Source organism: Paenibacillus thalictri, assembly GCF_004307995.1.
GTDB classification, from domain to species: Bacteria; Bacillota; Bacilli; order Paenibacillales; family NBRC-103111; genus Paenibacillus_AF; species Paenibacillus_AF thalictri.
This window is the reverse complement of record NZ_SIRE01000035.1, coordinates 46,847-67,276: the sequence shown is the minus strand read 5'-3', so window position 1 is coordinate 67,276 and position 20,430 is coordinate 46,847. Positions and strand designations below refer to the sequence as shown.

Here is a 20,430-nt window from a genome sequence, read left to right as displayed (position 1 = left end):
GGAGCTTATGGGGGTATTTTGCTTTTTTTGTGACTAGCCGTATGGTCAAGTGTAATCCAATTATTCCGATTAGGAGTGAAGCAATTTATGTTCAGATCGATAAAATTACTTTCATTAACTGCACTCGTTTTTTGTTTAATTATCTCGGGCTGTACTCCGTCGGCCAAAGAAACTCCAGCATCATCCCAAGCTCAAGATCAGCTTGTCATGTCTGTTGGTTCAGAACCGGAAAATGGTTTTGACCCTGTTGCCGGATGGGGAAGATACGGTTCCCCCTTGTTCCAAAGCACGCTATTCAAGCGGGACAGTCAAATGAAGATCGTCAACGATTTGGCGACAGGTTATGAGGTAAGCGACGACGGACTGTCATGGACCGTGAGGCTTCGAAAAGATGCGAAGTTTTCCGACGGCAAGCCGGTCACCGCACCGGATGTAAAGTTTACGTTTGAAACGACTTCGAAAAACGGCTCTGTGATTGATCTCAGCAAGATGAAAAATGTCGATGCCTCAGACGACTATACGGTCAAATTTACGTTAAAAGAGCCGCAATCCACCTTCCTTTCGATTCTGACTACCTTGGGTATTGTACCCAAACACGCGTATGGCAAAGACTATTCCCAAAAGCCTATTGGGTCGGGACCCTACAAGCTGGTGCAGTGGGATAAAGGACAACAGGTCATCGTGGAAGCAAATCCCGAATATTACGGGGCAAAGCCTTATTTCAAAAAGCTGACGCTGCTGTTCCTGGGCGAGGATGCCTCGTTTGCCTCCGCTAAAGCGGGCAAGCTGGATGTCGCTTATATTCCGTCCGCGTTCAGCAAGCAGTCGGTTGCAGGAATGAGAATCGAAGACTTAAAAAGCGTAGATAATCGCGGAGTTATGTTCCCTTATGTCAAGTCGGGACAAAAAACAAAAGACGGTTACCCGATCGGTAACGATGTAACGGCAGATATCGCGATCCGCAAAGCAATTAATAAAGTAATCGATCGTCAGGCACTCGTAAAAGGAGTATTGGATGGCTACGGCACTCCGGCCTATTCGCCAAATGACGGTCTTCCATGGTGGAACCCGAAAACCGTTATTACTGACGGCAATGTAAATGAAGCAAAAAAAATTCTCGCGGACGCAGGATGGAAAGAAAGCAGCGAAGGTGTTTTGGCAAAAGATGAGCTAAAGGCCCAGTTTAACTTGATTTATCCTTCCGGAGATTTGACGCGCCAATCGCTTGCCCTAAGTGTAGCGGATATGGTGAAGCCGATCGGCATCAAAATCAATGTCGCAGGCAAAAGCTGGGACGAAATCAAGACATTAATGTATTCCAATGCGATTCTTTTCGGTTGGGGCAGTCATGACCCGCTTGAAATGTACAATATTTACAGCTCTAAATACCGTGGAGTGGATTATTACAATTCGGGTTATTACAGCAATCCGAAAGTTGACGAATGGATGGATAAAGCAATCAAATCCCGTACTGAAGAAGCTGCCATGGAAAATTGGAAGATGGCACAATGGGACGGCACTACAGGGACAAGCGCGCTAGGCGATTCGCCGTGGGCATGGCTTGTCAATATCGATCATCTGTATTTGGTCAAAGATAAGCTGGATATCGGTAAGCAGCAAATTCACCCTCACGGCCATGGCTGGCCGATAACAAGCAACATTGAAGAGTGGAGATGGAAGTCTTAAACTTAGCAGGGGGATCAGGTCATGCATAACGTGGGCGTATATTTGGGATGGAAGGCTGTCCGGTTAATCCTGCTTTTATTTGCAGTTAGCCTGGTTTCGTTTATACTCGTCAGTAATTCCCCCATAGATCCGGTTCAAGCATACATAGGCGCCGACATGATGAGAGTAAGCCCGGAGCAAAGATTGCAAATAACAGAATACTGGGGTCTGGATAGACCGCCTATGGAGCGGTTTATCCATTGGGGAACGGCGCTGCTGCGCGGCGATATGGGCACATCGATGATTTATCGGCTTCCTGTTACAGAGGTCATCAAGGAAAGGTTTATGAGTTCCGTTTTGCTGATGAGCACAGCCTGGATGTTATCGGGCATCATCGGTTTTTTGGCGGGCATTATCGCAGCAGTAAAAAGAGATACTTGGATAGACAGATTAATTAAATGGTATTGTTATACACTTGCTTCTACACCTGCATTCTGGATGGGATTATTGCTGCTTATCGTTTTTTCCGTATGGCTCGGTTGGTTTCCCATCGGTCTGGGAGTGCCGGTCGGTGTGTTATCTGAGCACGTCACATGGGGCGAACGGATCTATCACATGATCCTGCCTGCGCTTACCTTAAGTGTAGTGGGTATTTCTACGATGGCTTTGCACACTCGTCAAAAGCTCATCGACGTTTTATCCAGCGAATACGTCTTGTTTGCCAAAGCAAGAGGCGAGCGGGGCTTCCGCCTTATTATCAGACATGGTCTCCGAAATACTGCTTTACCCGCCGTTTCCGTTCAATTTACCGCTTTTAGCGAGCTTTTTGGGGGAGCGGTATTGACGGAACAGGTATACTCGTATCCAGGATTGGGGCAAGCGACGATTGAGGCTGGGCTCCGGGGGGACGTTCCGCTTCTGCTTGGTATTGTCCTTTTTAGCACATTGTTTGTTTTTACCGGAAATTTCGTTGCCGATTTGCTTTATAGATGGGTTGATCCGCGGTTTCGGGAAGGAAGGGCGCTATGAACACCGTAACAGCGAATACAATCGACAAATCCGGGAAAGGCTTTCGTTTTAACCGGAGACACCGATTACTGGGAGTAACAGTGACGGCAGCCGCTTTCGTTTTGGCTACTTGGGTCGGCAGTTTTATGCTTCCCGCCGATCAATTATCGACTCATTTCGAAGGCCGTAACTTGCCTCCTTCTTTTGAACACCTGTTCGGAACGGATTGGCTTGGCAGAGACATGTTTGTTCGTACGGTCAAAGGACTTGCCTTAAGTATGGGAGTAGGAATGACGGCAGCCACCTCTAGCGTGTTCATTGCCGGCCTGCTCGGGCTAATGGCCGCAACGATGGGAAAAACGGCAGACCGGATCATTTCGTGGCTTATCGATCTGTTTTTGAGCGTTCCTCATCTGGTCACTCTGATCTTGATCGCATTTGTGAGCGGAGGCGGTCTGAAAGGAGTCATTATCGGAGTGGCGCTGACACATTGGCCAAGTCTTGCTCGCGTCATCCGGGCGGAAGTGCTGCAGCTAAAATCGGCAGAGTATGTGCAAGTTTCCAGACGCCTCGGAAAAACCCGCTGGTGGATTGCGGTGCGGCATATGTTGCCGCATATCGTTCCGCAGCTGTTTGTCGGGCTGCTGCTGCTTTTTCCGCATGCGATTTTGCATGAGGCCTCCATCACATTTCTCGGTCTTGGCTTATCGCCGCATCAGCCGGCTATCGGGATTATTTTGTCGGAATCGATGAGATATTTGTCGACGGGCATGTGGTGGTTAGCATTTTTTCCTGGAATATGCTTGCTTGTTATCGTTCGGTGCTTTGACATCATAGGAGATCACTGTCGAATGTTATTCGATCCGCACCATGCTCACAAGTGAATGTCTCAATCTCTTTGGAAAGGAGAATGCCGATGCTTGAGGTCGTCGATTTGTCCATCTCATTTACGCAATATGCTAAAGGCCTGCAGCAGAAAACGGTTCAAGTCATTCAAGGGTTGGATTTAACAGTACATGCCGGCGAGCTTGTCGCCGTAGTCGGTTCGAGCGGTTCGGGGAAAAGCCTGCTGGCGCATGCCATTATGGGCATACTGCCGGATAACGCCACGATGAGCGGCTCCTTGATATTTGACGGCAAACCGTTGAACTCTGAACGCCAGGCTGAACTGCGGGGAAAGGAGATCGCTCTGGTGCCCCAATCAGTCAATTATTTGGACCCGCTGATGAAAGTAGGGGCTCAGGTGCGCTACTCGGTTCGAGGCGCTGATGCCGCATCTGAGCAGCGAAAAGCGTTTGAACGGTACCAATTGGCTCCTTCTGTGGAGCAGATGTTTCCGTTTCAGCTGTCCGGTGGGATGGCCCGCAGAGTGCTAGTTTCTACGGCCACCCTTAGCGGCGCACGGTTGATCATCGCCGACGAGCCGACTCCGGGACTTAACCCCGAGGTGCTGCAGGAAACGTTGCAGCAATTCAGGGAGCTAGCCAACCAAGGCTGCGCCGTTCTACTCATTACCCATGATATTGAAGCGGCGCTGCTCATAGCAGACCGTGTTGCCGTTTTTTATGCGGGGACAACGGTGGAAATAGCTGCAGCAAGCGATTTTACAGGAGACGGAGATCATCTTCGCCATCCTTACAGTAAAGCATTATGGAGAGCATTGCCTCAAAACGGATTCATCCCTATCCCAGGGTCACAGCCGCTGCCTAACTCGCTGCCGCTTGGCTGCTTGTTTTCTCCCCGCTGCGAGAAGGCAACAGCGGAATGCTTTGACACCCGGCCCAATATGCTGCCTATTAAGGGCGGATCGGCGAGGTGTTTCCATGTATCTTGAGGGGAATGGTCTTGGCTACTCTTATCGTAAAGGAAGTTGGATTTTTAGAGGTAAAGAGCTTGTGATCGCTCCCGGGGAAGTTGTCGGTCTTGAAGGTCCTAGCGGCTGCGGCAAGACGACGCTGGCCCGCCTGCTGGCCGGCTATGATAAGCCGCATGAAGGAAAAGTCGCGTTAAACGGCGAGCCTCTGCCGGAACACGGCTATTGCCCGGTTCAGCTGGTATTCCAGCATCCCGAGAAAGCAGTGAATCCCCGGTGGTCGATGCAGCGCATTTTGCAGGAAGCAGGGGAGATTGAACCGGGAATCTTACGCTCTCTGGCCATTGAGGATGTATGGCTTTCCCGCTGGCCGAACGAGCTTTCCGGAGGGGAACTGCAGCGATTTTGCGTTGCGAGAGCTCTTGGTCCTGGCACCCGCTTTCTGATCGCCGACGAGATGACAACGATGCTCGATGCAATTTCGCAGGCACAAATATGGACTACCGTAATAGAAGTTGTGCAAAAACGAAACCTCGGCGTCCTTGTGATCAGTCATGAGCGGAATCTGGTTCGCAGACTTTGCAGTCGGGTTATCCAATGGAATGAGCCGTCGAAGTGAAGCTTCCTAAACATAAAGATTGTCCTCGAACTGCCGTCATTGATCTGTCTTTTGATCAAAGACGGCTGTTTGTTTGAACTTGCAAATACTCCGAAGTGGACCGCACACATATTATCAGGATTAAAAATAACCATATTATTACATATAAATATAATTTTGTATTAATGATTAACCGAAACTCGGGGCATGCCACAATTTTTCTGATGAAATGACTCGATCGAGTCAGACTATTTTGCTTGCAAACGACTATGATAGAGAGAAAAGCATGAGTGGGGGCCAACATCCACACGGAGGTGTTTGATGAAATGAACATGAAGCGAGTTAAGTCTGTAATTAGCACATTGATTGTGATGGTTAGCCTTTTTGCGGCAGCACCGTTTGCTTTGGCAGCGGAACACGATCACAATCATGGGACCGAAAATGCTGTGGCTGCTGGTTCGGATTCAGGACTAATCAGCGTCAGCGCGATATCGGCATTAACAACGATTGTTGCAGCAGCCACCTTAATTATTCGGCTTCGGGCAAGCGCACCCAGGCTTAGCAAGATGACGGCGATGATGGCGTCTATGGCTGTAGCGATGATAACAGGATTGATTGGCGGAACGCTTCTCGGAATCTGGCTGCAATCTTTATTCTTCTCTACGGTATTCGGTGTAACAATCGGTGTTGCAGCGGGAATGCTGGCCGGTCAAACTCATAGCTGGCTGGCCGTGCTAGACGGCATGTTGTCCGGTGTGATGAGCGGTATGATGGGGGCTATGTTGGGAGTGATGATCTTGCAGGAACATCCCTTGCTTATGATCTTGTTTATGGATGTAATTATGCTGGTAGCTGTCGGCAGCTTGTATCAAGCCATTGCAGCTGAAGATAATCAGTCTGAATGGCAGGATCAGCAGCTTAAAACTGCAGAGCGCACGGGAGCTGAATAAATTCCTTGACGTTCAAAATTTGTTCAATTATTAAATTCACACTTGGTTTCCAAGCTGTGGGTTTTTTAATGAACAAAGTGAGTCAAGCCAGTCCCGGAATGCTAGAATATAGCCCCTTTGAGTTATTGTAATGAGAAGCCTTCTCGCTATAATAAAAAAGGGTTGAGAACAAATATGAAGGGAAATGGATGATGGAGAAAAATAATTACAACCGTTTTTGGAGATGGCATTTTTACGCAGCCCTATTTATTACACCGCTACTGATTACGTTAACATTAAGCGGTATCGGGTATCTGTTTTATACTGATGTGGAAAACAACGTGTACAAGCATGAATTTTTCGGCAAAAGCACCCAAACGGAACAACTGACGATAGATCAGGGGATTGAGAAGGCCAAGATGACCTTCAAGGATTATTCGGTTTCAAAAGTTAGTTTGCTGGAGGCTCCATACAATACGCGTTTAACGATGACCCATAAAGATGGCAGTCAAAAATACGTATTTTTAGATGCAAACTATCAAATTGTCGGCAGCCAAAACCCGGAATATACATTTTCCAATGTGATGAGAGCGGTACATAGCTCACTTTTTGTAGGGGGGACCGTTGTCAACTACTTGGTTGAATTGGCCGCATGCTGGGCCATTTTCCTGCTGCTTTCCGGTATTTACATGACATTCAAAGGCAGGGCGTTAAAGAAGGAAGCAAATCCGACCCAGCGGCAAAAAAATCTGAAATGGCATGCGCTCATTGGAACCATCATTACAATTCCAATGGTAATTATTATTTTTACCGGCCTGCCTTGGTCGGCCTTTATGGGCGATTTTATTTACTCCACCGCTCAAAAGCATCCGTCAATCGGGATTCCTCTGTTAAAGCAAAAACCGCCTACTTCGGATATGAACGAAATTCCTTGGGCTACCCGCAAGAACGAGCTGCCGACATCCGGCGATGCATCCCATGCCGGGCATAACGACATGGCGCATATGGAAAATATGACAAATCGCAGCGGAATGATTACGCTTGAGCAGTTGATGAACGAGGTGAACAAAGCGAATATTTCCAAGCCCTATTCGATTATTTACCCTAATGACGAACAAGGTGTTTATGTCGTTTCCAAAGGAAGCAATTCGGGTGTGACGGGTTTAGATGTCAGCCCGTATGATGAAGTCACAACGTATTTTGACCAATATAGCGGCAAGTTAATTTCGAAAGTAGGTTTTGAAGATTACGGGATTTTAGGAAAATTGTACACGTGGGGAATTCCGCTGCATGAAGGCCACTTATTTGGCTGGCTCAATAAAACATTAAATCTTATTGTTTGTCTTCTGTTCCTGCTCGTTATTTTCTGGGGCTTAAAAACGTGGCTGATCCGCAAAAAGAAAAACTCGTTGTCTGCTCCGCCAAACCTATCCGGCAAGTTATCCATCGGGTTCATTACTTTCATGGTGTTATTGGGCTGCCTGATGCCGCTATTTGGCATTTCCTTAATTTTGGTTGTGCTGATTGAAATCATCATTTCTTCCAAAAATAAATTGCAAAACGCAAATATCGCCAAATAAATGTACTAGGCAAGGAGCGGGGATTAGATTTTCCCGTTTCTTTTTTTATTTTGAGTTGAAAAGTAGGGTTCCATAAATCAATTGATGTTCAAATACCGACTGTAAATGGCTCTATGGAGTCATAGTCAGTTCAATCAACATATCGTTATTATGGAAATACAACAGTTCTCAAAGGAGTGAATCATATTTTATACAAACATCTGAAAAGCTTAATCCTGATCATTCCAACCTTGACCATCGGCTTGTGGGAGTATATCCGGCATTCGTTTCTACTCCCTTACATATCCATGGAGCTTGGAAATTGGCTTGCTCCGTTGCTCGTTTTTTTCGTGACGATGACTCTGCTGCGCCATCTGTTTTCTATGATTGAGGAACTGCAGGAGGAACTACAGAAGGAGAAGGCAGTAAAAGCCGCATTGGAAGAGCGGGAGAAAATTGCTCAAGAATTGCATGACGGTATCGCACAATCATTATTTTTGCTATCCGTGAGGGTGAACCGCTTGGAGCAAAACGAAACAAATGTGCAATCTGAGGAAGTGAAGTCGGCTTATCACGGCTTGCGAAAGACGATTCATGAAGTGAACGATTACGTACGGCAGGCAATCGCAGGCTTACGTTATCCCGTCAACCCGGCTTCCAAGCCGTGGCTTGAGTCTGTACAGCACTTGAGCGAAGAGTTTCAACAGGACACAGGAATATCTGTTCATCTAGATTGGACATTGTCCGAGAACCGTATATCCATGAAGGAGAAGGTGGAACTGTACTCTACGATCAGGGAAGCGATGATTAATGCCTATAAGCACGCCGGAGCCTCGAATCTGTGGATTAGGGGAGAGGATCGAGAGCAGAACGGCTGGCAATGTGTCATTCGCGACGATGGGAGAGGTTTTGCGAGCGATGTCGGCAAAGAAACGGAAACGACCGGCGGCTTCGGGCTGCTTATGATTCGGGAGCGTGCCGCCGCCCTGAATTGGCGCTTCGGCATCAACCGTGAGCTTGAACAAACGATTGTCAAAGTCGGAAAGGAGGATCTTTCATGACGCAGCCAATACGCATTATGCTGGTGGACGATCATGCGCATGCCCGTGAAGCGATGAGAGACATTATTGAGGTCGACGGTTCCTTCGAAATCGTGGGTGAGGCGGGGAACGGGTTGGAGGCGATACGAATGGCGGAATCGAGCATGCCTGATCTGATATTGATGGATATCCGGATGCCCGAATTGGATGGATTAGAAGCAACAAAAGTCATCAAAGAAAAGTTTCCGTACGTAAAAATCATCATGGTAACGGTGTCCGATGACATTACTCATTTGTTCGAGGCGATTAAACGGGGAGCACAAGGTTATTTGCTGAAAAATTTAAGCCCCGCCTCTTGGCACGAATATTTGCGGGCGGTTGCCTTCGATGAAGCGCCGATGTCCAGAGAGGTCGCGGTTCGATTGCTCCAGGAATTTACATCGATCAAGACAAGCGTTCCCGAGAAATCCCCGCTTACGTCGAGGGAAAAAGAAATTTTGGAATGCGTTGCGCGCGGAAGCTCCAACAAGGAAATTTCGGAGGATCTTGACATATCCGAGCATACGGTCAAGAACCATCTGAAAAATATTTTACAAAAGCTGCATCTGGACAATCGCGTTCAATTGATGCGGTATGCTTACGAGAAAGGCTGGCTGCGATCGTAAGAACTAAGAAGACGTATCCGTCTGTTCCTATATTTGCTGCGGCGCAAATCGCCGGAGCGATGACGCTTCACCAATTCGTAACAATAATGACTCCATAGAGTCATGCCCGGGCAGGCGAATCTGACTATGCTTAAGAAGAATAATCACTCATTTTCGATTCGGAGGTTAACGTACATATGAAACACATCCGCTTAAAGAAACAAATGGCTGTCTTTTCACTCGCGACTGCGCTGCTGCTCGGCTCGGCGCTGCCGATATCCGCTCACGACGGCTGGTCGCAAACGAATTCGCCGGTCTTGGCGCAAGGGCAAGTCGCCTATGTCGATCTGCTGCTCGGCAACCATTCGAACGAGCATAAGAGCTACCGGATCACCGGACAGTGGAACAAAGACTCCGCTAAGGTATACGTAGTGACTCCGTCCGGGCAGAAAGCGGACATTTCCAAGTCGCTATTCTATTCCGGCGAGGCGGCTACCCAAACGGAGCCGGCTGTCAATAACGGATTTATCGCTTCGTTTTCCTCGCAATCGCCAGGCGCCTATATTATAAGCGCCGAGTCGGATTCCGTATCCAAAAGCGGTGCCGCGCCAAGCCGTTCGCTGCGCAGCGCCAAATCATTCGTAGCGGTCAGCGATATTGCGACACCCGGCCGCATAGAAGCGCTGAAAGGCTTTTCCAAGGCGGTAAGCACAGATCGGGCCGAATGGGTGCCGGCGTTTAATCCTGCGGCTGCCACACCCGGCAAGCAAGTAAGCGTCCAGCTCTTGGTCAAAGGAGTTCCGCAAGCCGGTGTGACCGCTTCACTCATTCGACGCAGCAATTCGGAAGCTCAAGAGTGGAAGACGGATGACGAAGGTAAAGTTACTTTCACTTTAGGGGAAGCCGACTATTATTTGTTGAGAGCAAGCATCACGGATGAGAAGGAGAAGAAGGAAGGCGAATACGCACAAACGAGCTACTCGGCTACGATGACATTCTCCGTTCAGAACGAAGCGGCTTCTTTACCAACCGGGAATGTGAACCCTATGCCTTACATTTATGTGAACGGCAAGCTGACAGAAGAGGGAAACGCTTCATTCTCCGACGGAACAACGGTTGTTACGGCAGACTTCGTCCGCGCCAACATCGATCCGGCCTATAAAGGAGCGGCTTCTGTAGCGCTTCGCACAGCTGCCGAGCAAGCAGGAGCTTCTGTTGAATTTCTCCCGGCCGTAGCGAGCACCCGCGCTGCCGTACTCGTCTATACGAAATAACATTGCCAGGCAAGATGAGCCGTGGGACATTATGTTCAGGTTCCGCTTGCCTGTTCGCTTCACAGCACAAGAAAGGAGGAGCGAGCCGGATGTATCGATGGTTAGTGAGCCTCCTGCTTGCGACAGGGCTTCTGCTGAGTTTCGCATCGGGAGCAAGTGCGCATGCCAATATGGAACGTTCGTCTCCATTGGCCGATGCGGAGTTAAATGAATCGCCTAACGAGATCAGAATTAAATTTACCGAACCAATTGATCCCAAGTTTGCTGATCTAAAAGTGGAAAACGCAGCAGGTACGGCCGTAAAGGGGGAGATTCGCTCAGAGCAAAACATATGGCTAATTTACAAAATCCCTAAGCTGAATAAAGGCGTCTATACAGTTAAATGGCAAGTGCTTTCCGTGGATACGCATGTGACGGACGGCTCCTTCCGCTTCTCTATAGGCGAGCCAATAGCCAAAGAAGTTTCCGTCGGCGCGATATCACTCGATCCGCCAAGAAAAACATCGTCCGTAAGCGCTGCCGAGAGAGCGGCGAACGATTCCCAATCTGCTCAGAGCTTGCCTCAGTCCACTGAAACAAACGCGCAGCCGGGGCAAGAGGAAAGTCGGCAAGTCTCGGCTGCGCCATCGACAGCGGATATGGCTGAGACGAATACGTTACCTGCGGCAAAGTCGGAACTTCAGGATAAGCCCGAATCGATAGTAATGCTGGAAAAGTCAGTGCGGACAGATTCGGCACCAAGCTTGGAACAGTCGAACAAGCCGGAGAAGCTAGCGAAAGAAAACCGTGCTGAAGCGGCTGCCGAAGCTGGCTCCGTCTCGGATAAGCTTGCCGCTGAAGCGGAGGGGACGAGGGCTGTGGAGCCCGGGCAAGCGCAACAAAAGCAGGCCTCAGGAGCCGATGCGCTCGCAGGCACTAAATCTGCTCCTGCCGCAACTGCCAGGACAAGTGCGACGCGCGCTGAAAATACGTCAGCGGATAAGTCGGAGAATGCAGTGCCGCCAGCGCAAACCGCTTCAGCATCTGACGCTCACGCGGAGCATATGCATCAGCATGAGACGGATTGGCGCACGACAGCCCGCCAATGGCTGAGAATAATCGAAGTGCTGACGGCCGTCGCCGTATGCGGTTTTCTCGCTTACCGGTATTGGATATGGCCAGCCACGCGTCGTGAGGCGCCGCTCGGTTTCTCCATCAATGTCGAGAGGCGTCTCATAGGAACTGCCGCCGTCGTCAGTTCGGCGACCGGCTTCCTTACGGTATGGATGCTTGCCGAGCAGCTCAATGGTATCGGAATGTATACAACATCGGAGCGAATCGCAACGCTGCTGTCGTCCACATGGATCGGTACTGCGGCATGGCTACGGCCCGTCCTGGCACTGCTTATGTTCACGTTAACTTGGAGCGCAGAGCAGGATCGTTCTTACGGAAAATGGATCAAGACAACAATGGCGGCGGTTTGGGTGGCATTATTCCCGTTGACAGGTCATGCGCTCGGCGCTACAGAAGGCGCGATGGCGGCCGTCATTTCGCACCTGACTCACATAGGATTTTCCGGGTTATGGTTCGGCGGACTTTCAGGAATATTCGCTTCCACCTTCGTGCGCAAACCAACAAAGCAGGATGTCGCCAACTGGTATGACATGATGAAACGGTTTTCGCGATTCGCGTTGCCATCGATAATTATTATAGGCGTAACCGGTGCGGTACTTGCCATTATGCGGCTTCACCTGTTATCCGAGCTCGTCGATAGCCGATACGGGCGGCTCGTGATGATCAAGACGTTCATTCTGCTGTTCGTTGCAGTCATAGGTGCGCTTCATCGTAAGGTGTGGATGCCCGGCATCGAGCGCTCAATGAATGAAGGAGATCCTGAACGTGCGCTTGGCCGCAGTATAAATGGCCTGAGAATCGAACTTATGCTTGCGCTTGCGGCTTTTGTCATTGCGGGCGCACTATCTACGACATCTCCACCTTCTGCAGTTAGCGGAACGCTCGGAGAGCCGGTCTACTGGCATGTCATGGGGGATCGCGCTCATATGTCACTGCGCATCAAACAAGATGGATCGGATAAACAATCCGCTAAACTGGATGTGTGGCTTCCAACCGGGGGAGGATCGCCGGTTCAACCGACGTTTACATATTATAGGAAGGCTACTCCCGAGGAGGCGCCGCTTCAAGTACCGCTGACTTTGACGGCAAGCGGCCCCGACCCTTACGGGTTTGAAGGCTTTGACAAATACACATATGACTCCACCGGCGGACGATTATTTAATCAGAGCGGAGAGTGGCAGTTGAATATCGCGTTTTCGGATTCGCAAGGATTTCTTCATCAATATGAGAAGACGATTGAAATTCCGTAAGCCTGGGTGCAGCCCCCCTGTCTTATCCGTAACAGGTGGAGAATCCTGCACGGGTGATCGATTTCATTAAGGAAGGAGCGGAAATATGGATGGATCTCGGATTGCTCATAGAAGCTTATGGGTTCAGAACCGTATTCAGTCCTGAGCTTGCCGTGATGACATTGCTGCTGGCCTTGTTCTATTGGAAATACGGACGTGAGGACGTATCCGGACTAGGTTCGGCAGGCTTTGCACTAGGCATTTTTTTGTTTTATTTTGCGCTCGGGGGACCGTTAAACTTGCTTGGACATTTTTGGTTCAGTATACATATGCTGCAGCAATCGATCCTATATCTGGTCGTCCCCCCGCTCATTCTTGCAGGGCTGCCAGCAAAGTTTTATTCACGTACGTTGCAGATACCGGTCGTGCGCAGCGTCATAGCGGTAGGGGGGAATCCGATTGTCGCATTGCTTCTGTTTAACGGACTGTTTTCCTTCTACCATGTGCCTGTTATTTTCGAAGCCGCCATGTCGAATTATGCGCTGCACAACATGCTGCACATACTGCTGCTTGTTACGGCGTTTGGATTGTGGTGGCCTGTTTACTGCCTAGCCGGTCGGCAGATGCTCAGTCCGCTGAAGAAAATTGGATACATTTTTCTGAACGGTCTCATGCTAACTCCTGCTTGCGGTCTAATCATTTTTGCGAATGAACCGCTATATGCGATTTATACCGGCGATACGCATTTGCTATGCTTACCGTTCTACTCTCTGACGGTCAACCAGAAACCTTTCGAGCTTCCTTGGCTTACGCAACTAGCAGATCAGCAACTTGGCGGCGTCGTCATGAAGATCGTTCAGGAAATTTCATATGGCATCATGTTGGGTTATGTATTTTTTCAGTGGTTTAGAAAAGAAAATGCAGATGATCAAGACGATCGTCTGCCAGAAGCAGCCATTTAATTTATGATCCGGTTAATTGCCAGATCATTTTTAATATCGTCTCGTTGTCCATATCTTCACCCATTGGGAACACTTTGCGGATTTTCCCGGTTTGATCAACCAGGAATAGCGAAGTAACCGTATGAACAAACGAGCCGTCCTGCATTTTTTGCACTAAAACTCCAAAGTCGCGCGCCGTATCGCCCGTCTCTTTCTCCGTGCCCGTCAGAAGGTTCCAGCCGCTATAGTCGATGCCCATACGGTCTCCGTAGCTTTTGAATACCTCGGGTGTATCCTTGAGCGGATCAAACGTAATCGAAAAAAACTGAACCTTGTTTCCCCAAAGCCCCTGAGCTTTCAGCTTGTCCTGCAGCTTGACCATATTGTAAGTTGTCATCGGGCATATGTCAGGACAACTGGTAAACAAAAATTCGACCAGTCGCACTTTCCCATCAGTATGTGACAAACGGACAGGTGTTCCTTTCAAATCAAGCAACGAAAAATCCGGCGCTTGCTTAATGGTGGGAAGTGGGGGGCCTTGCCGAGTCGACCAGCTGTACACGCTGATGCCGATCATAGCGAGCAGAATAACAACCGTTATTCGAAATCCGTAACGTTTAATCAAAATCATTCTAAACTCCTTTTCGCCAACAATATTCATATTTGCGAACATTATAACACGGGTCTCTGCAGGTCCGTATGACTCAGGAGAGCTATAACGAGGCTTTTTCCGCTTGCTAAAGGATCATGGTTCACAGCCTGTTCATAAATGTCCGTGTATTTGACTCTTGAGGGTCATTGGTCTTTGTTCGGAAACGGATATAATAATGAGCAAAGACGAATGGCAGGAGGTTAACATCATGCAAAAACGGAATGTGGATGGGATCAAACAGTTCAGCAAGCTGAAAACAAGAACGGCTATCGCGAAAGCGGAAGAAGCGATCGACCGGCTGCTCAAAAACAATATGAAGGTCAATTTTAATTCGGTATCGCTGGAAGCAGGCGTTTCCAAGCCGTTCTTGTATACGCAGTCTGCGCTCCGCATCCGAATCGAGGAACTGCGGATCAGAACTGAACGCTGGGGGCAATCTGCCGACGTTAAAAGCCGATATTTGGAGCTGGAGAACGAGAGGCTGCGAAGTCAGATTAGTAAACTGGAGAGAATGATTACAAAATTGAGAAATGCGTAAATATTTAAAGTAAACAATGTGCTTGTTCAACTATATGACATAATATTAGCTTTTTCGGGTCATTTTGATTTGAAATGGCTTCGGTATAATAATCCTTGTTTCCGAGCAAGGATTATTTTTTTGTAGACAAAAGGAGAGTGAATGTATTGCAATTTCCAACAATCGACTTCGGATGGCTTGGCAACGGCAACCTGATCGGCATGATGGCCGTCATTCACGTCATGATCAACCATGCGGTTGCCATAGGCGGTTCGATCCTGATGGTATCGATTGAGTTCGCTGCAGTGCGAAAAGAAAACGTCAGGCTTGAAGCGTACGCAAAGCGGCTGAGCAAATGGATTCTAATCATTACGACGACAGCAGGAGCAATGACCGGAGTAGGCATCTGGTTTACGACCACAGTCATACTCCCTAACGCGATCGGATCGCTGCTGCGCATTTTCCATTGGGCCTGGTTCACGGAATGGCTCGTGTTCGTATCTGAGGTGGTGCTGCTGTTGACGTACTACTACACTTGGGACAGCTGGAAAGGTGACAAAAAGAAGCTGCATTTAAGAACGGGCGTGGCTCTGTGCGTCATGTCTTGGTTTACGCTTGTCATTATCACAGGGGTTCTCGCGGCGCAGCTGAATCCCGGCAACTGGGTTCAGACGCTGTCCTTCTGGAGCGCCTTCCTAAATCCGACCTGGGTTCCGTCAACACTGTTTCGCACCTTCGCGGCGATTACACTGGGCGTCGCCGTCTTGACGCCGCTTAACCGCTGGTTTGTCAAGCATCCGCTCGATCATGCGGCCGTGCTGCGCATCTACGGAAAATGGCTTATCGTTTCCGTACCGTGTATGCTTTTGTCCGGCTGGTGGTACTTGCGAACACTGCCAGACCAGGCTCAGAAGCTTGTAGTTTGGGCAACGGGGATGAGCGACTTTACTTTCGGCGTCATCAATGCGGTCGGGCTGCTGCTCATACTTGTGCTTGGCATTATGCAGCTGGACGGACGTACAAAGCATCCGGTCATCCTGTCGCTCTTCACCGCGGTCTTCTCACTGCTGCTTATCACGGAGTTTGAAATTGTACGGGAAAACATCCGCAAGCCATACGTCATTTACAATTACATGTACGCCAATGGCGTTCTGAAATCGGAAGTCGAGAAGTTTAAGAAGGAAGGCGCTTTATCTCAAGCGACCTTCTCCAAAGTGAAAAACGTAACGGCAGAGAATAAGTTGGAAGCGGGCGAGGAGTTGTTCCGCATGCAATGCATCGCTTGCCATAGCATAGACGGACCGAGGAAAAGCCGCGTCATGACGGAGCGGGCTAAAGGATGGAGCGAAGAAGCGCTCGCCGACTTCATTCCGCAAATGCACACGGTCAGACCTGTCATGCCTCCGTTCGCCGGAACGGACGAGGAAGTCAAGGCGCTCGCAGCTTATATTCACAAGATGGTCTCGGAGAGGAGCGATAATCCATGAACCGGTATTTAGTGACGAATTCCCCAGTACCTAACGAGTTGGGACTTGCCATACCTGGAAATCTGCCTTTCTTCGAGGTTCTGCTAGTGGTGGCGTTTGTCCTGCACATCTTATTCGTCAATATTTTGGTGGCGGGCTCGGTTTCGGCCGTCTATAACGAGGTGATTGGCATCGTCAGGAAAGACGCGATTGCCGATAAGTTTGCCTATCTGCTGGCCACCCAGGTTTCCATCGTAAAAAGCATTGCCGTCGTGCTTGGCATCGCGCCGCTGCTTATTATTAGCACAATCTACACACAGTTTTTTTATCCATCCACGATTCTGATCGGCAAAATGTGGCTGATGCTTATTCCGTTGCTGATTGTGGCGCTCCTGGCCTTGTATGCCTACAAATTCAGCTGGGAGAGGCTAAAGGAACGCAAGAAGCTTCACCTATCCTTCGGTATCGCCGGCACGCTGATTTTGCTGTTCGTTCCGCTTCTGTTTATAACAAATGTTGTTTCCATGCTTTATCCTGAACTGTGGGAAACGAGTAGAGGCTTCTGGCGCTCGTTGTTCGCTTATCCGACGATTTGGCAGCGGTATATGCACTTTACGGCCGCAAGCTTCTCGATGCTGGGCATATACCTCGTCTGGTGGTCAAGCAGGGCAGGGAAGAGGCACGGCGAGGAAATTGCTGCACAAATTGCTGCACACGGCAAAACGTTCGGCAAAGCGATTGCTGCTGGCTTTACGATTGCTCAGCTTGCGGCGGGACCTTATCTGCTGCTTAGCATGAGCCCTGTCGTTCGCCGCGCCTTCATGGGCGGATCGCTGTTGCACACCGCTCTGCTAGCAATAGCGATTCTACTTGCAATCGTACTGTGCGTAATGCTTGTCCGGCTGGTTAAGACGGACAACCGCCAGCTGTTCCGCAATTCCGTTATCGTGCTGCTTGTCGTGCTCTCGCTCATGAGCTGGATTCGCCACGAGGTCAGGGAAATCCAATTGGAGCCTTATATGGAGCAGTCGCCACGAAACGTACAGCCGTAAGCAACCGCTCCAATACGGGGCGCCTGCAAGCAGCAGTTTGTACGACAAGAAATCCATACAGCAGAAAGCCGAAAATTCCGTACCAAGGAGTTTTTGGCTTTCTCTGGCTTGCTGAACACCATTTTGCGATCAGAATCAAGGCACATTGAGCCGACTCTGTTCCGGTTATGTGGAAGTGTCCCCGAATGATAGCATGGTCGATTCCTCAGGTTTTGCCGCTTGTTTTTGCCCTGGCGTCTGGCGATGGTGCTGCGCTACAGGGAAAAAGGAACTGCTTCAAGCGAATGCAGGCTGCAGATTCCGGCATATTGGAATAAGGCGAGCCATTGTGTCAGCATTTTGACACAGCAGTTGGCCTGCATTCCGGGAACCAGACGGGTCGTCGGAAATATTTAAATTTTCTTTGAAATCAACAAAATACAACGGCTAGCGGCTAACTGAATGCCTATACTAGTTATTGAGTGCTGATCAGATGAAGAGAAGAGCATGCTTCGCGTCGCATCGAGAATAACAGCATGGAACGAAAGGAGACTTGCGATTTGGATACGGATACGGTGTTGTGGAGCAGACTGTTGACAGGCTTGACTTTGACTTTCCATGTAATATTTGCAACTGTTGGCGTTGGAGTTCCAATGATGATTGCAATCGCCGAGTTTGCAGGCATCCGCAAAAAAGATCCTCATTACATCTTAATGGCCAAAAGGTGGACGCGCGGATTTGTCATTTCCGTGGCGGTTGGCGTGGTAACCGGCACGGCTATTGCTTTGCAGTTGGCGTTGGTCTGGCCCAACTTCATGCAATTGGCGGGCAACGTCATCGCGCTGCCTTTGTTTATGGAAGTGTTTGCTTTCTTTTTTGAAGCGATTTTCCTCGGGATTTATTTGTATACGTGGGAACGGTTTCGCAACCCGTACACGCATTGGGTGCTCACGTTTCCCGTTGTCATAGGAGCGGGCATGTCTGCGTTTTTTATTACAACGGTTAACGGATTTATGAACCAACCGGGCGGCTTCGTAATGGAAAACGGGCAGTTTGCGGCGGTTAATCCGGTGGAAGCCATGTTGAATACGGCGACGCCGTCAAAGGTGCTTCACGTATTGTCCTCGGCTTACTTGACAGGGGCGGCGCTGTTGGCGGGAATCGCCGCTTATACGATTTTGAAAAATGGGGAGTCGCCCTATTATAAGAAGGCTCTTAATCTGATGATGTCGGTGGTTCTCGTTTTTGGCGTGTTCTCCGCACTTGCCGGAGACGTATCGGCCAAGTTTCTGGCAAAACATCAGCCGGAAAAGCTGGCTGCGGCGGAATGGCATTTTGAGACGGAAAGCGGAGCCGATCTGCTGTTGTTAGGCTGGCTCAATGCGGAGAGAAAAGTCGTAGGAGCCATTCGCATTCCGAAAGCGCTCAGTTTTCTGGGCTTCGGTGATTGGAATGCCGAAGTAAAGGGGCTTGAGGAATTTCCGATGGATGAACGTCCGCCGCTGGCCGTTCATTATTTGTTCGATTTGATGGTGGGTATCGGATTTTTCGTGATCGCGGTTGCTTTGCTTTACGCACTTTCGGTTTGGCGGAGTAAGGGCAACGCGCACAGCAAGCGGCTGCTTTGGCTAATCGTTTTTTGTACGCCGCTGTCGTTCCTGGCTATCGAGCTGGGCTGGTTTTATGCAGAAATCGGCCGCCAGCCCTGGATGATCCGCGGTTATTTGCGGGTAGAGGAAGCGGCCACTGCTTCGCCGAACGTACGGCCCCTCTTTTTTGTCTTTCTGCTGCTGTATATCGTGCTTGGCACTCTCTGCGCCATCGTGCTGCGGCGATTATTCCGCCATAATCCGGCGGAAGCGGAGCTGGAGAGACATCTTGGCAAGCTGTCAGACCAGGCTGGAAAGGTTGAACCGACATGATCAGTTATGAATTGCTCGGTATTGCTGTGCTGTGGCTGTTTTTGTACGGTTATTTGATCGTGGCTTCCGTGGATTTCGGCGCCGGATTTTTCGCTTATTACGCCCGGCTGACCAAACGGGATCACATGATCAATCGGCTGATTTCGCGTTATTTGTCGCCGGTATGGGAAATTACCAATGTGTTTTTTGTGTTTTTCTTTGTCGGCATCGTCGGCTTTTTTCCGAAAACGGCTTATTATTACGGCTCCGCGCTGCTTATTCCCGGAAGCATTGCCGTCATTTTGCTGGCGATTCGCGGCTCCTTCTACGCGTTTGAAAATTACGGTTCGAAGGAAAACATCGTGTACCTGTTTCTGTACGGAGCGACGGGGCTTCTGATTCCCGCTTCGCTGTCGGTGGCTCTGACGCTTTCGGAAGGCGGGTTCATCGCAGAATTCGGAACCTTGGTCAGGCTGCAGTATATGACGCTGTTCACCAGCCCGCTGTCTTGGAGCATTGTCGCGCTGGCAATCGTATCGGTGCTGTTTATCAGCTCCGCTTTTCTATGCTTTTACGCTTCGCGGGCCGACGATCAGCCGGCCTTGAACCTGATGCGGACATACGCCTTATTCTGGAGTACGCCGACGATTATTGCCGCTTTTACGGCGTTTATTTATCTCAGTCAGCATAATGAGCGGCATTTTCAAAACATGATGGGCTTATGGTGGCTGCTGGCGCTTTCCGTTGGCTTCTTTATGCTCGGCATTTGGCTGCTGTATGACGGACGGCGTTACGGACTCGCCTTCATCAGCATCATGCTTCAATTTTTTTGCGCTTTCTTTGCTTACGGTATCGGGCACTATCCATATATCCTTGATCCCTATATCACCATTCAGGAGGGGGCGACCCACGAATCGATGGGCTTCGCGCTGGTGATCGCGTTTATAGGCGGTTTGTGTTTGCTGGTGCCGTCGCTGATCCTGGTGTTCAAGCTCTTTCTCTTCGACGCGGATTACGTCAAAGGAAAAAAATAACGCAACAGTCGGGAAC

At 49.5% G+C, this 20,430-nt stretch carries 18 protein-coding genes; 17 read left to right on the top strand and 1 reads right to left on the bottom strand.

Going from position 1 to position 20,430, the window contains the following annotated elements; translation table 11 throughout:
• The first annotated feature begins 87 nt into the window (after positions 1–87).
• The 12 genes from EYB31_RS34795 (at position 88) to EYB31_RS34740 (ending at position 13,834) form a co-directional block, all read left to right on the top strand.
• Positions 88–1,686: an ABC transporter substrate-binding protein gene (locus EYB31_RS34795; RefSeq protein WP_131018190.1), complete on the top strand. Its 1,599-nt coding sequence runs from the start codon at positions 88–90 to the stop codon at positions 1,684–1,686.
• Between the two features lie 21 nt (positions 1,687–1,707).
• The gene (locus tag EYB31_RS34790; RefSeq protein WP_131018189.1) at positions 1,708–2,694 is read left to right on the top strand and encodes an ABC transporter permease; all 987 of its coding nucleotides are present in this window, start codon (positions 1,708–1,710) and stop codon (positions 2,692–2,694) included.
• Positions 2,691–3,557, top strand: coding sequence for an ABC transporter permease (locus EYB31_RS34785; protein ID WP_131018188.1), 867 nt, complete (start codon positions 2,691–2,693; stop codon positions 3,555–3,557). Before EYB31_RS34790 ends, EYB31_RS34785 begins: the two co-directional genes overlap by 4 nt.
• A 26-nt stretch (positions 3,558–3,583) precedes the next feature.
• A complete protein-coding gene (locus tag EYB31_RS34780; RefSeq protein WP_131018187.1) occupies positions 3,584–4,507 on the top strand; it encodes an ABC transporter ATP-binding protein in 924 nt (307 codons plus the stop codon).
• Positions 4,497–5,105 (top strand): ABC transporter ATP-binding protein, encoded by a 609-nt coding sequence (locus EYB31_RS34775; RefSeq protein WP_131018186.1) that lies wholly within the window; start codon positions 4,497–4,499, stop codon positions 5,103–5,105. The genes EYB31_RS34780 and EYB31_RS34775 overlap by 11 nt, the downstream gene beginning before the upstream one ends.
• Before the next feature lie 293 nt (positions 5,106–5,398).
• Positions 5,399–6,034: a hypothetical protein gene (locus tag EYB31_RS34770; RefSeq protein WP_165452776.1), complete on the top strand. Its 636-nt coding sequence runs from the start codon at positions 5,399–5,401 to the stop codon at positions 6,032–6,034.
• A 188-nt stretch (positions 6,035–6,222) separates the two neighbouring features.
• Complete coding sequence (locus EYB31_RS34765) at positions 6,223–7,593, top strand: PepSY-associated TM helix domain-containing protein (RefSeq protein ID WP_420819496.1); 1,371 nt, start codon at positions 6,223–6,225, stop codon at positions 7,591–7,593.
• Between the two features lie 176 nt (positions 7,594–7,769).
• Entirely contained in the window at positions 7,770–8,633 is an 864-nt protein-coding gene (locus EYB31_RS34760) for a sensor histidine kinase (protein ID WP_240763164.1), read from the top strand.
• On the top strand, positions 8,630–9,277 hold the full coding sequence (locus tag EYB31_RS34755) for a response regulator (RefSeq protein WP_131018184.1): 648 nt from the start codon (positions 8,630–8,632) through the stop codon (positions 9,275–9,277). Before EYB31_RS34760 ends, EYB31_RS34755 begins: the two co-directional genes overlap by 4 nt.
• A 176-nt stretch (positions 9,278–9,453) precedes the next feature.
• Complete coding sequence (locus EYB31_RS34750) at positions 9,454–10,530, top strand: DUF4198 domain-containing protein (RefSeq protein ID WP_131018183.1); 1,077 nt, start codon at positions 9,454–9,456, stop codon at positions 10,528–10,530.
• Between the two features lie 89 nt (positions 10,531–10,619).
• Positions 10,620–12,893: a CopD family protein gene (locus EYB31_RS34745; protein WP_165452775.1), complete on the top strand. Its 2,274-nt coding sequence runs from the start codon at positions 10,620–10,622 to the stop codon at positions 12,891–12,893.
• Between the two features lie 35 nt (positions 12,894–12,928).
• Entirely contained in the window at positions 12,929–13,834 is a 906-nt protein-coding gene (locus EYB31_RS34740; protein WP_240763163.1) for a cytochrome c oxidase assembly protein, read from the top strand.
• Position 13,835: 1 nt separating this feature from the next.
• Here the strand turns inward: EYB31_RS34740 and EYB31_RS34735 are convergent, their stop codons facing one another.
• Positions 13,836–14,444 (bottom strand): SCO family protein, encoded by a 609-nt coding sequence (locus EYB31_RS34735; protein WP_131018181.1) that lies wholly within the window; start codon positions 14,442–14,444, stop codon positions 13,836–13,838.
• Positions 14,445–14,673: 229 nt separating this feature from the next.
• Here EYB31_RS34735 and EYB31_RS34730 point away from each other — a divergent pair, with 229 nt between their 5' ends.
• The 5 genes from EYB31_RS34730 to EYB31_RS34710 all read left to right on the top strand — a co-directional run bounded on the left by EYB31_RS34730 (position 14,674) and on the right by EYB31_RS34710 (position 20,414).
• Positions 14,674–15,003, top strand: coding sequence for a DUF6262 family protein (locus tag EYB31_RS34730; RefSeq protein ID WP_131018180.1), 330 nt, complete (start codon positions 14,674–14,676; stop codon positions 15,001–15,003).
• A 146-nt stretch (positions 15,004–15,149) separates the two neighbouring features.
• Positions 15,150–16,469, top strand: a complete 1,320-nt coding sequence (locus EYB31_RS34725; RefSeq protein ID WP_131018179.1) for a c-type cytochrome — start codon at positions 15,150–15,152, stop codon at positions 16,467–16,469.
• Entirely contained in the window at positions 16,466–17,500 is a 1,035-nt protein-coding gene (locus EYB31_RS34720) for a cytochrome c class I (protein WP_131018178.1), read from the top strand. Before EYB31_RS34725 ends, EYB31_RS34720 begins: the two co-directional genes overlap by 4 nt.
• Positions 17,501–18,039: 539 nt before the next feature.
• Positions 18,040–19,401: a cytochrome ubiquinol oxidase subunit I gene (locus tag EYB31_RS34715; protein WP_131018217.1), complete on the top strand. Its 1,362-nt coding sequence runs from the start codon at positions 18,040–18,042 to the stop codon at positions 19,399–19,401.
• On the top strand, positions 19,398–20,414 hold the full coding sequence (locus EYB31_RS34710) for a cytochrome d ubiquinol oxidase subunit II (protein WP_131018177.1): 1,017 nt from the start codon (positions 19,398–19,400) through the stop codon (positions 20,412–20,414). Before EYB31_RS34715 ends, EYB31_RS34710 begins: the two co-directional genes overlap by 4 nt.
• Positions 20,415–20,430 lie beyond the last annotated feature (16 nt).